Raw genomic sequence first — 12,435 nt, forward strand, 5'->3', positions numbered from 1 at the left:
CGCCCCCCCCCCCCCTTGGTCTTGTCAGCCGACGTGGAACGGCACCGCCACGAACGATCGGCTGTCACCCCGCGCAATCATCAGTAGCGCGGCATCGCGGTGCTTCTCCTTCGCCTTTTCGACACCGGCGACGACATCCTGCGCGCTTTCCACCGGGGCCTGGTTGACCGAGAGGATCACGTCGCCCTCGCGGATGCCCTTGTCGGCGGCCTCGCTTCCGGGGTCGACCTGCGCGATCAGCGCGCCCGCGGTGCCGTCCGGCAGCCCCAGCGCCTCGGCCTGGGTCGGCTCCAGCGTCCTCAGCGTCAGGCCCAGATCGGCGACGGCTACCTCGCCGCCCGGTGCCGTCTGGCTGGCCGATGCGGTTTCGACGCCCTCCATCTTGCCGACGGTGACGGCCAGTTGGACCTCTGCCCCCGCGCGCTGGACGACCAGCGCGGCCTTGTCGCCCGGCGCAAGGTCGGCGATGGCGCGGGACAGGTCCTTGGGCGTGGCGATGGTGGAGCCGTTGACGCTCAGCACCACATCGCCCACCGACATGCCCGCCGCCGCGGCGGGTGAGCCGTCCTGAACCGAACTCACCAATGCGCCCTCGGCCTTCGCAAGCCCGATCGCCCCGGCGATATCCCCGTCCACCGGCTGGATCGACACGCCAATGAAGCCGTGCTCGATGGTCCCCGACTCGATGATCCTGGCGACGACCTTCTGCGCATGGGCGGCCGGAATGGCAAAGCCTACGCCCACGTTGCCGCCGTTCGGCGAATAGATCGCGGTGTTGATCCCGACGACCCGCCCGGTGGCGTCGACCAGCGGACCGCCCGAGTTGCCGTGGTTGATCGCCGCGTCGACCTGGATGAAGTCGTCATAGGGGCCGGAGTGCAGGTCGCGCCCGCGCGCCGACACGATCCCGGCGGTCACGGTGGTGCCGATGCCGAACGGATCGCCGATCGCCAGCACCGCATCGCCCGTGCGCAGCGCGTCGCTGTCGCCCCAGTCCACGGTCGGCAAGGCCCCGTCCGCCGCGACCTTCAGGACGGCGATGTCACTTTTCGTGTCTGTCCCGACAAGCGTGGCAGGTAGCTCTCGCCCGTCGTCAAGGCTCACGGTGATGCGGGTCGCGCCGTCGATCACATGGTTGTTGGTCACGATGTAGCCATCGGCCGAGACGATGAAGCCGGATCCCAGCGCGCGGCCCTGCGGCGCTTCGTCGGGCGCCTGCCCCTGCCGTCCATCCGGCAGTCCGGGGAAGGGTCCGTTTTCGCCGAAGAAGCGGCGGAAGAACTCATCGGGCGGGAAGCCCTGCGGCCCGCGCTGCTCGGTCCGGTCAACGGGCCGCGCGATCTCGGTCGTGACGGTGACCACTGCCGGCTTGCTCGCCGCGACGATATCGGCGTAGGAGGCCAGCGGATCGCCGGTCGCGGCCATCGCCGCGCCACCCCCGAAGGGCAGGGGCGGCAGGGGCCCGCCAAGCGCCACGATCACGGCAAGGGTGGACAGGCCGGCAAGCACCATCTTGCGGCCCGCAGATGCAACAGGTTTTCCGATCATCTTGTCTTTCCTGCGAGACGGATGGACAGAGTCTTGTCCCACACCGGGGCTCCGGTGGATTGGTGTAGCCGGTCGCGGTCTCGCCGGCGCGGCCGGGCGCCATCCGTGCTCTAGATCGCCATTCATTTCCGAAATGGTAACGATATGTCGAAATTCTCACGCAGCCGTGATCGGCCGTGTTCACGCGCGAGCGGCCGGACGAATTTCCTTTTCCCCGAATGCCCTTGCATGCCAGAAATGCCGCGGTGGGCGATGAGGACGAGATGCACCTACTGATCTTCGGCAAGACCGGGCAGGTCGCGCGCGAACTCGCGCGCGAGGCCGGCGCGCGGGGCTTCCGGGCCGAGTTCCTGGGCCGGGACGCCGCCGACCTGACCGCGCCCGACGCCTGCGCCGCCGCCATCGCCGCCACCGGAGCGGAGGTTATCGTCAACGCGGCCGCCTACACCGCCGTCGACGCCGCGGAAGCCGACCGGGCCACGGCGCAGGCGGTCAACGCCGACGCCCCCGGCGCCATGGCGCGCGCCGCGGCAGCCCGTGGCCTGCCGTTCCTTCACGTCTCGACCGACTACGTGTTCGACGGCACCGCCGACCGCCCCTGGCGCGAGGATGACCCCGTGGCCCCCCTAGGCGTCTACGGCGCCACCAAGCTTGACGGCGAACGGCAGGTCGCCGCGGCGGGCGGGCCGCACGCCATCCTGCGCACGTCCTGGGTCTTTTCCGCGCACGGCAAGAACTTCGTCAAGACCATGCTGCGGCTGGGCCGGGAGCGCCCGGAACTCTCGGTGGTCGATGACCAGAAGGGCGGCCCCACGCCCGCCGCCGACATCGCGCGCGCGCTCCTGACCCTTGCCGAGGGGATCCTCGCGGGCCGCCCCGGCGGGCTTTACCATTTCGCCGGCGCGCCCACCGTCAGCTGGGCCGACTTCGCCGATGCGATCTTCGACGCCGCCGCCCTTCCACACAGGCCGCTGGTCCACCGCATCGCCACCAGCGCCTATCCCACCCCCGCCAGGCGCCCCCTGCACTCCGCGCTCGACTGCGCGCGCATCCGCGACCTGCACGGGATCGAACAGCCCGACTGGCAGAGGGGTCTGGCAGAAGTCGTGAAGGAACTGGAGACAGCACAATGACGGCAACAGGCCGCAAGGGCATCATTCTGGCGGGCGGTTCGGGCACCCGGCTTTACCCGATCACCCATTCGGTCTCCAAGCAGATGCTGCCGCTCTACGACAAGCCGATGATCTATTATCCGCTGTCGGCGCTGATGCTGTGCCATATCCGCGAGGTCGCGATCATCTCGACCCCGCGCGACCTGCCGCAGTTCAGGGCCCTTCTCGGCGACGGGTCGGCCTGGGGCATGCGGTTCGAATTCATCGAACAACCCTCGCCCGACGGCCTTGCGCAGGCCTACCTGCTGGCCGAGCATTTCCTGGCCGGCGCGCCCTCGGCCATGGTGCTGGGCGACAACGTCTTCTTCGGCCCGGGGCTTTCGGACAAGCTGAAGACGGCAGATCGCCTGGACCGGGGCGGCACCGTGTTCGGCTACCGCGTCGCCGACCCCGAACGCTACGGCGTGGTGGAATTCGACCGCGAGGGGCGCGTGCTGTCGATCACCGAAAAGCCGGAGCATCCGAAAAGCGACTATGCCGTCACAGGCATCTACTTCCTCGACGCGACCGCACCCGAACGCGCCCGCGCCATCCGCCCCTCCGCGCGCGGAGAGCTGGAGATCACCGACCTCCTGAACCTCTATCGTGCCGAGGGTCTTCTCAATGTCGAGCGCATGGGCCGCGGCTATGCCTGGCTTGACACCGGCACCCACGAAAGCCTGCTTGAAGCGGCCGAGTTCATCCGCACGATCGAGGCGCGGCAGAACCTCAAGGTCGGCTGCCCCGAAGAGATCGCCTTCCTGAACGGCTGGATCGGCACAGACGCGCTGCACGACCTGGCCAAGCCCTATCTCAAGACCCAGTACGGTCGCTACCTCGCCCGCGTGGCGGACGAGGCGGAGGGGTAAGGCGCGCGCGGGGGGCCTCAGGCCGTCAGCCCCTCGGGCTCCGGCAGGCCGTTGGCCCGGCAGCAGGCCGTCAGGGTATTGGCCAGCAGGCAGGCGATCGTCATCGGCCCGACCCCGCCCGGCACCGGCGTGATGGCGCCGGCCACTTTCGCGGCGCCCGCGAAGTCGACGTCGCCCACCAGCACGGTCTTGCCGCCCCGCTCGATCCGGTTGATGCCGACGTCGATCACGGTGGCGCCCGGTTTGACCCAGTCGCCGGGGATCATCTCGGGCCGGCCCACGGCGGCCACGAGGATGTCGGCGCGGCGGCAGACCTCGCCCAGGTCCTTCGTCCGGCTGTGCGCAATCGTGACCGTGCAGCTGTCGCCCAACAGCAACTGCGCCATCGGCTTGCCGACGATGTTCGACCGGCCCACGACGACCGCGTCCATGCCCGCAAGCGAGCCGTGATGGTCGCGCAGCATCATCAGGCAGCCAAGCGGCGTGCAGGGCACCATGCTCTTCTGCCCCGTCCCCAGCAGGCCGACGTTCGAGATGTGGAACCCGTCCACGTCCTTCGCCGGGTCGATGGCATTGATCACGAGGTCGGAATCGAGGTGCTTCGGCAGCGGCAGCTGCACCAGGATGCCATGCACCGCAGGATCGGCGTTGAGCTTGCCGATCAGCGCCAGAAGATCGGCCTCCGACGTTGCGGCATCCAGCTTGTGCTCGTAGGAATTCATCCCCGCCTCGACGGTCGACTTGCCCTTGGAGCGGACGTAGACCTCGCTTGCCGGGTCTTCGCCGACCAGCACCACGGCCAGGCCGGGGGTGATCCCGTGGTCGGCCTTCAGCCGCGCCACATGCCCGGCCACCTCCGCGCGCACCCGCGCCGCAAAGGCCTTGCCGTCGATGATCTTCGCCGTCATCTTCCCAATTCCTCTCTCCGCTCATCCGGCCCCAGCCGGGTTTCCTCGCGCGCAATCGACCAGTCGATCAGCTGGCGCCACAATGTCTCGACCAGGTCTTCCGGCAGGCCGCGCCGCGCCGCCCCGGCACGGACATTGGCCACGACCTCCTCGACACGTGCCTCGATCCGGGCGGGCAGGCCCGCCCCCGCCTTGATCTCCGCCGCGCGGTCGATATAGCGCGCGCGTTCGGCCAGAAGCCCGACCAGCGCCGCGTCCAGCCTGTCGATCTCGGCCCGGACATCGGCCATCGTGGTGCAATCGCAAGGCGCGTGCATCTTCCTCTCCCCTGCGGTCCGGGCCCGTATCTAAGCCGGCATCGCAGGAATGAAAACCCATGCCCCCTTCATTCTGGCGCAAATACTCCACGGGGGGTCCGGGGGGCGTGAAGCCCCCCGGCGCCGCTCAGAAAAGCCCCTCGACATGGCCTTCGGCATTCAGGCGGATCACCTCCGCGCTCGGCACCTTGGGCAGGCCCGGCATGGTCATGATCTCGCCGCAGATGGCGACGATGAACCCCGCCCCTGCCGAAAGCCGCACCTCGCGCACCGGCACCGAGTGACCGGTCGGCGCGCCGCGCAGGTTCGGATCGGTCGAGAAGCTGTATTGCGTCTTCGCCATGCAGATCGGCAGGTTGCCGTAGCCGGCCGCTTCCCAGGCCTTCAGCTGATCGCGGATCGACTTGTCGGCGATGACCTCGTCGGCATGGTAGATGCGCTTGGCGATCGTCTCGATCTTCTGGAACAGCGGCATCTCGTCGGGGTAGAGCGGGGCGAAGTTCGCGGCCCCGCTTTCGGCCAGATCGACCACCTTCCGCGCCAGATCCTCGATCCCGGCCGAACCGTTCGCCCAGTGCTTGCACAGGATCGCCTCGGCCCCCTGTTCGGCGACATAGGCCTTGACCGCTGCAACCTCGGCATCGGTGTCGGAGTAGAAGTGGTTGATCGCCACCACCACCGGCACGCCGAAGCTCTTCACGTTGGCGATGTGGCGGCCAAGGTTCGGGCAGCCCTTCTTGACGGCCTCCACGTTCTCGGCGCCAAGGTCGGCCTTCGCCACCCCGCCGTTCATCTTCATCGCGCGCACGGTGGCGACGATCACGGCGGCGGCGGGCTTCAACCCGGCCTTGCGGCACTTGATGTCGAAGAACTTCTCGGCGCCCAGGTCCGCGCCGAAGCCCGCTTCGGTCACGACATACTCACCCAGTTTCAGCGCCGTCTTGGTCGCGATGACCGAGTTGCAGCCATGGGCGATGTTGGCGAACGGGCCGCCGTGGACGAAGGCGGGGTTGTTTTCCAGCGTCTGCACCAGGTTCGGCTGCATCGCGTCCTTCAGAAGGACGGTCATCGCGCCGTCGGCCTTGACGTCACGGGCATAGATCGGCGACTTGTCGCGGCGATAGGCGACGACGATGTCGCCAAGCCGCTTCTGCAGATCCGCCAGGTCCTTCGACAGGCACAGGATCGCCATCACTTCCGAGGCGACCGTGATATCGAAGCCGGTCTGCCGCGGGAAGCCGTTCGAGACGCCGCCCAGCGACACCACGATGTCACGCAGCGCACGGTCGTTCATGTCCATGACGCGGCGCCAGGTCACGCGGCGTTCGTCGATCTGAAGCTCGTTGCCCCAGTAGATGTGGTTGTCGATCATCGCCGACAGAAGGTTGTGGGCGGAGGTGATCGCGTGGAAGTCACCGGTGAAGTGAAGGTTCATCTCCTCCATCGGCACGACCTGCGCATAGCCGCCGCCGGCGGCGCCGCCCTTCATCCCGAAGTTCGGCCCGAGCGAGGCTTCGCGGATGCAGACGACCGCCTTCTTGCCGATCCGGTTCAGCCCGTCGCCAAGGCCCACGGTCGTCGTCGTCTTGCCCTCGCCCGCCGGCGTCGGGTTGATCGCGGTGACGAGGATGAGCTTGCCGTCCGGCCGACCCTCGAGCGAGCGGATGAAGTCCTGGCTCACCTTCGCCTTGTCGTGGCCATAGGGCAGCAGGTGTTCGGTCGGGATGCCAAGCTTGTCGCCGATCTCCTGGATCGGCTTCTTCTTCGCCTCGCGCGCGATTTCGATGTCGGTCTTGAACGCCATGTTGCCTCTGTCTCCCTGCAGTCAGCCTCGGGTCCCGCCCGTCTTAGCCGAGCGGATGCCGATGTATACGGAGATTTCCGACACATAATTTGCCGGAATCGCCAGCCCGGGGACGGTTTGACCGAACGTGAACGAACGCCGCGTGACGGATCGGAAACTGCCGCCTCGATCCGGTGCAGTCCCCTTCAGCGTGACAGGACGAAGAACAGCCGGCGGAACGGCAGCAACACCGAACCATCCGCCTCGACCGGATAGGCGGCGGCAAGGGCGGCCTCGTACCGGGTCAGGAACGTCTGCATCTCGTCCGGCGAAAGCTTCTCCGCGAAGGGGCGCATGACGGTGGATTCGGTGAAGCGGCGCACCGGGTGGCCTTCGGCCGATGGGGCCAGCCGTTGCACATAGTCGGTTTCCCAGACGTCGATCCGGCCAAGGGGGGCCAGCATCCGATGATACTCCACCGGTGTAGCGACCGGCGCCGTCCAGCCTGTGAAGTCGAAGCGGTCGGGAAACATCTCCGCCGCGAAGTCGCGCAGGAACCGGTGCGAGGGGGCGCCATACTGGCGCGGCATCTGCACCGCAAGAACACCCCCCGGGGACAGCCTCCCGGCCAGCCGCGCCAGCAGCGCGCCGTGGTCCCCCAGCCATTGCAGGGAGGCATTGGAAAAGATGAGCGCAGGCGCCGTCTCTGGCGACCAGGCACCGATATCCGCCTCGTGCAGCACGTCATAGGCGCCGGTCCGCTCCGCCTCGGCCAGCATCGCCGGAGAGGTATCGACGCCCAGGATCCGGCGCCCGGCAAAGCGGGCGCGCAGCGCCGCCCCGACCGAACCAGGCCCGCAGCCCAGGTCGACGACATCGCCCGGCGGCAGCTTGCCCACGCGCGCCAGCAGGTCAAGCGCGGGCCGGAGCCGAAGATCGGCAAAGCGGGCATAGGCTGCGGGGTTCCAGTCGGCGCTTGCGGGCATGCGGCGGGTTTCCTTGGGCAGGCTCACCGACAAGGCGGCACGGTGCGGATGCTACGGCCTTGCGCCCCCGCCGCGCAAGCCGCGCATTGTGCCGATGCCCCGCAGTGGCACGGTCTTGCCGGGATGAACGAAAAAGGCCCCTGAAGGGGCCTTTCCGCGGTTCTTCCTTGCGCCGATCAGGCCGAGGGCTCCGGCTCCATCCCGCCCTTGGGCGAGCGCGGCTTGGTCTTCGGGATCGCGGTGACGCTGGCGGCAGCGGTTTCCTCGGTCTTGTCGCCTTCGCCCTCGCCCGGCTGCGGGGGGTCGCCCCGCATCACCCGCTTGATCTCGTCGCCGGTCAGCGTCTCATACTCCAGAAGCCCCTGCGCGAGACGCTCGAATTCCTCGGCATTCTCCTCGATGAGGCGGTAGGCGTTCGCATACCCCTCATCGATGAAGCGCTTGACCTCTTCCTCGATCAGTTCCTTGGTGTGGGCCGAGACCGAGAAGCCGCCGGTAGTGCCGCGGTAGCCCTCGTGCGCCTCGGAGTAGTCGATATTGCCGACCTTGTCCGACATGCCCCAGCGCATCACCATCGCCCGCGCCAGACTTGATGCCTGCTGAATGTCGCCCACCGGGCCGGAGGACACGCTTTCCGGCCCGTACTTGAAGATCTCCGCGGCCTTGCCGGCCATCGTCATGGCGATCTTCTCGCGCGCCTCGTCCTTCAGCATCTGGAGCTTGTCCATCTCCGGCAGGCTCACGACCATGCCAAGCGCGCCGCCGCGCGGGATGATCGTCGCCTTGTAGACCGGGTCGGTCTTGGTCAGCTTCAGCCCGACGATGGCATGGCCCGCCTCGTGATATGCGGTCTTTTCCTTCTGCTCCTGCGTCATGACCATGGACCGGCGTTCGGCCCCCATCATGACCTTGTCCTTGGCGCTTTCGAAATCGTCCATGGTGACGAAGCGGCGCCCGACGCGCGCCGCCATCAGCGCGGCCTCGTTGACAAGGTTCGCAAGGTCGGCGCCGGAAAAACCGGGCGTCCCGCGCGCGATGATGCGCAGGTCCACGTTGGGGCCAAGCGGCACCTTGCGGGCATGGACGGTCAGGATCTTCTCGCGCCCCTTGATGTCGGGGTTCGGCACCGTGATCTGGCGGTCGAAGCGGCCGGGGCGCAGCAGCGCGGGGTCAAGGACATCGCGCCGGTTGGTGGCGGCGATGATGATGACCCCTTCGTTGGCGTCGAAGCCGTCCATCTCCACCAGAAGCTGGTTCAGCGTCTGTTCGCGTTCGTCGTTGCCGCCGCCGATGCCGACGCCGCGCGCCCGGCCCACCGCGTCGATCTCGTCGATGAAGACGATGCAAGGGGCGTTCTTCTTGGCCTGTTCGAACATGTCACGCACGCGCGACGCGCCGACGCCCACGAACATCTCGACGAAGTCCGAACCCGAAATGGTGAAGAAGGGCACCCCGGCCTCGCCGGCGATCGCGCGGGCGAGAAGCGTCTTGCCGGTGCCCGGTGGGCCGACCAGAAGCGCGCCCTTCGGGATCTTGCCGCCGAGGCGGCTGAACTTCTGCGGGTTCCTCAGGAACTCGACGATCTCCTCAAGCTCTTCCTTGGCCTCGTCGATACCCGCGACGTCGTCGAAGGTCACGCGGCCCTGACGTTCGGTCAGCAGTTTCGCCCGGCTCTTGCCGAAGCCCATGGCCCCGCCCTTGCCGCCGCCCTGCATGCGGTTCATGAAGAAGATCCAGACCCCGATCAGCACCAGGAACGGCAGCCAGAAGCCGAACAGCGAGAGGAAGCCCGACTGTTCCTGCCGCTTGGCGGTCACGTCCACGTTCCGTGCGATCAGCTGCTCGGTGATCGCCTCGCCGACCGGGCGCACGGTGACAAGCTGCTTGCCGTCCGTGGTCCGGATCTGGACCGTCTCTCCGTCGAGGACGACGCTTTCCACCTCGCCCTTGTCCACGCGCTCCATGAACTGCGAGTAGGAGATCGTGTTCGCGCCGACGCTGGTCGGGTCACCCTTGAAGAGCGTGAACAACGCCAGCACGAGCAGGAAGAGCACGACCCAGAAGGCCAGGTTTCTCGCGTTACCCAAAGGGCACCTCCAACAAATTCCTGTCCCGCGCGCGCAAGCGGCGGGGCTGCCTCTTAAAATAGAGATAAGCCGGGCAGGTTCAATGCGCGAAAAGCGCCTGAACGAAGCTCTCGGCATCAAAGATCGGCTCTGCGCGCCATTCGCTGCCGCCGGCGGCGACGGGGGCGGCCAGAAGCCGCGCACCCGACCACACCGCGGGCGAGGCGATGAGCGTCGCGTGGGGCAGGCCCGAGGCGCGCGGGTCGGCCAGCATCCTGAGCCCGTCGGGGCCGAGAGCGCGCACTTCCGCATTCTCCACCGCCGGGCCGAGGACGCGCCAGCGCCGGTCCCAGACTTCCCCCGGCCCGACCGCAAGCGAAGCGACCGCGCGGTATTCCCGCGTCACCCGAATGACGCGTCGGGTGGCAGACAGCAGCGCCCCCGCCAGGGCCCGACGCCTATCCGCGGCCAGCGCGGCCCGGGCCTCGGACAGGGGCGCGAAGCGCGGCCGATACTCCGCCGAGGTGACCCAGCGGATGGCATGGGCGAGCAGCCTGAGCTGAATTTCTTCAGGCGCCCGCTCGAACGCGGCACGCGCGATCAGAACGTCGCCCGCCTCGATCCGGCAGGCGTCCCGGGCAAGCCCGGCCGTCACCGTATCAAGCGCGGCCCGCGCCCGCGCCATGTGCCCGGCCGTTTCGGCCAGACGCACTGCCGTCAGGCCAAGCGGCGCCAGCCCGGCCAGCGCCTTGCGCATCCTGACGCGATCGTGGCGCTCGTCCTCGTTCGTCGGATCCTCGGCCCAACCGATACCGTGCCGCGTCAGATAGTCGCGCAGGTCCTGACGGGGCGTGCCAAGCAGCGGCCGCACCCAGTCGATCCCGTGGGCGTTCCGCCAGGGTGCCATGGCCGAAAGCCCGTCCACCCCCGACCCCCGCGCAAGCCGGAGCAGCACGGTTTCGGCCTGATCGTCGCGGGTGTGCGCCAGCGCGACCGCACCGATGCCCCGCGCCAGGGCCCAGTCCGCGATCAGGCGCTGGCGCGCGCGCCGTGCCTGATCGGGCAGGTTGCCGCGGCCGTCCCAGCCGGCCCAGCGGCAGATCGCGTGACCGACACCGAGCCGAGCGCAAAGGTCGGCAACCGCCCGCGCTTCGTCAGCGGCTTCGGGCCGCAGACCATGATCGACGGTCACGGCCGCGATCTCGGGCCCCCCATCGGAGCGCCAGCTTGCCAGAAGGCATAGAAGCGCTGTCGAATCTCCCCCGCCGGAAACGGCAACGCCCAGGCGGTCGGGCCGCCCGGGCGTAAAGAAGTCCCGCAGGGTTGCCAGCAGGCGCTCGTCGCTCCCGCTCACTGGCACCCGAGCGTCTGCATCGTTGTCACGGCCTCTGCCGCCTCGGGCGCGCTCGGGAAACGCCGGGGCACCTCGCCCAGGGTGACGCAGGCTTCCTGGACCTGCCCAAGCAGCCCGAGTGCCGCCCCCAGACGGAACAGCGCCGCGGGGGCGCGCGGGCCGTCGGGGGCGCCGGAGAAGGCATCGAGATAGGCCCGCGCGGCACCGGACGTGTCGTCCAGCCCTGCCAGCGCCTCACCCCGCAGGAAATGGGCGTCCCCCGTCAGGGGGCTGCCCGGATAGGTATTGGCGAAGTCGGCGAACCCATCGGCGGCCGCCTGGTAGTTGCCGCCATCCAGCGCGGCCTTTGCCCGGTCGAAATCGGCCTGCTCGCTGACGGCAAGTTCCGGTGCGCCACCATTGACCGGCGCCGGCGCCTCGGGCGCGGGGGCCGGGGCCGGCACCGCCGCGCCACCGCCGCCCGACCCGCCGAGAATGCCCGTGATCGGCATGTTCGAGACGTCGCAGCCCTCTTCGAGTTCGCAGATGCGGAATTCCAGATCGCCAATGCGGTTGGTTCCGTCGGCCACGACGCGGTCGATGCGGTTCTGCAACTCCTCGGTCCGGGCCGTCAGCCGCACAATCTCGGCCTCCATCGCGTTCATGCGATCAAGCGCGCCGGTGCCGCCCGCGGCCTGCATCGCGGACTGCCCCCCGGCCACCAACTCGCCCCGAAGCGACTGAAGGTCCTGGGCAAGGCGCGTCAACTCCGACCGGAGATCGGCCAGGGTCTCGGCGTTCTGGGCCCCGGCGGGGGCCGCGGTTGCGGCCGCCAGCAGGGCCGATAGGACCAGCGCCCGGATCATGCCTTCGCCCCGGGGATCAGACGCCGCCGCCGACGGTGATCACGGTCACCGCGCGCCGGTTCTGCGCATAGCAGGTTTCATCCGAGCAGATCGCCAGAGGGCGTTCCTTGCCGTAGGACACCGTGCGGAGCCGTGCGGGCGACACGCCCTGCGCGATCAGGAATTCCTGCACGGCGCTGGCACGGCGGGCGCCCAGTGCGATGTTGTATTCGCGCGTGCCCTGTTCGTCGGCATGGCCTTCGATCACGGCGCTGTATTGCGCGTGCTGGTTCATCCACTGCGCCTGCCCGGCCAGCACGTTCTGCGACTCCGGTGTCAGGATCGACTGGTCGACCGCGAAGCGCACGGTGTCGCCGATGGTCTGGTTGAAATAGGCCGGCGAGTTCGGATCGTTCGGATCGCCCAGCGATGCCGCGGTGATGCCGCCGGGCGCGCCCGCGCCACCGTCGCCACCCGCCCCGAACCGGTCCGGGTTGTTGCAGGCCGACACGCCGAGCGCGCCCGTCAGGAGAAGGATCATCGAGAGTTTGTTCATTGCCTTGCCGCCTCTGTTTATGGCTCGATGGCCGTTACCATATCATCCCGCCCGGCGCTTGGGAACGCCGGGC

Annotated in this window: 11 protein-coding genes; 2 read left to right on the forward strand and 9 right to left on the reverse strand. The window is 68.6% G+C overall.

Features of this window, described 5'->3' with window-relative positions; all coding sequences use genetic code 11:
* Positions 1–24 precede the first annotated feature (24 nt).
* Positions 25–1,548, reverse strand: coding sequence for a DegQ family serine endoprotease (locus tag N5I32_RS10460; RefSeq protein ID WP_261495540.1), 1,524 nt, complete (start codon positions 1,546–1,548; stop codon positions 25–27).
* A 263-nt stretch (positions 1,549–1,811) separates the two neighbouring features.
* Here N5I32_RS10460 and rfbD point away from each other — a divergent pair, with 263 nt between their 5' ends.
* Positions 1,812–2,681: a dTDP-4-dehydrorhamnose reductase gene (gene rfbD / locus N5I32_RS10465; RefSeq protein ID WP_261495541.1), complete on the forward strand. Its 870-nt coding sequence runs from the start codon at positions 1,812–1,814 to the stop codon at positions 2,679–2,681.
* Positions 2,678–3,568 (forward strand): glucose-1-phosphate thymidylyltransferase RfbA, encoded by an 891-nt coding sequence (gene rfbA / locus N5I32_RS10470; RefSeq protein ID WP_261495545.1) that lies wholly within the window; start codon positions 2,678–2,680, stop codon positions 3,566–3,568. Before rfbD ends, rfbA begins: the two co-directional genes overlap by 4 nt.
* Before the next feature lie 17 nt (positions 3,569–3,585).
* On the opposite strand, the gene folD is transcribed toward rfbA, so the two are convergent.
* The 8 genes from folD to pal form a co-directional block, all read right to left on the reverse strand.
* Entirely contained in the window at positions 3,586–4,476 is an 891-nt protein-coding gene (gene folD / locus N5I32_RS10475) for a bifunctional methylenetetrahydrofolate dehydrogenase/methenyltetrahydrofolate cyclohydrolase FolD (protein ID WP_261495546.1), read from the reverse strand.
* Positions 4,473–4,793 (reverse strand): chorismate mutase, encoded by a 321-nt coding sequence (locus N5I32_RS10480; RefSeq protein WP_261495547.1) that lies wholly within the window; start codon positions 4,791–4,793, stop codon positions 4,473–4,475. Before N5I32_RS10480 ends, folD begins: the two co-directional genes overlap by 4 nt.
* Before the next feature lie 127 nt (positions 4,794–4,920).
* The gene (locus tag N5I32_RS10485) at positions 4,921–6,597 is read right to left on the reverse strand and encodes a formate--tetrahydrofolate ligase (RefSeq protein WP_261495550.1); all 1,677 of its coding nucleotides are present in this window, start codon (positions 6,595–6,597) and stop codon (positions 4,921–4,923) included.
* A gap of 185 nt (positions 6,598–6,782) precedes the next feature.
* Positions 6,783–7,562: a methyltransferase domain-containing protein gene (locus tag N5I32_RS10490; RefSeq protein WP_261495551.1), complete on the reverse strand. Its 780-nt coding sequence runs from the start codon at positions 7,560–7,562 to the stop codon at positions 6,783–6,785.
* A gap of 176 nt (positions 7,563–7,738) precedes the next feature.
* On the reverse strand, positions 7,739–9,649 hold the full coding sequence (gene ftsH / locus N5I32_RS10495; protein ID WP_261495552.1) for an ATP-dependent zinc metalloprotease FtsH: 1,911 nt from the start codon (positions 9,647–9,649) through the stop codon (positions 7,739–7,741).
* Positions 9,650–9,728: 79 nt separating this feature from the next.
* The gene (gene tilS / locus N5I32_RS10500) at positions 9,729–10,988 is read right to left on the reverse strand and encodes a tRNA lysidine(34) synthetase TilS (RefSeq protein WP_439648185.1); all 1,260 of its coding nucleotides are present in this window, start codon (positions 10,986–10,988) and stop codon (positions 9,729–9,731) included.
* Positions 10,979–11,827: a tol-pal system protein YbgF gene (ybgF, locus tag N5I32_RS10505; protein WP_261495554.1), complete on the reverse strand. Its 849-nt coding sequence runs from the start codon at positions 11,825–11,827 to the stop codon at positions 10,979–10,981. The genes tilS and ybgF overlap by 10 nt, the downstream gene beginning before the upstream one ends.
* Positions 11,828–11,843: 16 nt before the next feature.
* Complete coding sequence (pal, locus tag N5I32_RS10510) at positions 11,844–12,362, reverse strand: peptidoglycan-associated lipoprotein Pal (protein ID WP_261495555.1); 519 nt, start codon at positions 12,360–12,362, stop codon at positions 11,844–11,846.
* Between the last annotated feature and the right edge of the window lie 73 nt (positions 12,363–12,435).

The organism is Albidovulum sediminis, from assembly GCF_025380365.1.
GTDB classification, from domain to species: Bacteria; Pseudomonadota; Alphaproteobacteria; order Rhodobacterales; family Rhodobacteraceae; genus Albidovulum; species Albidovulum sediminis.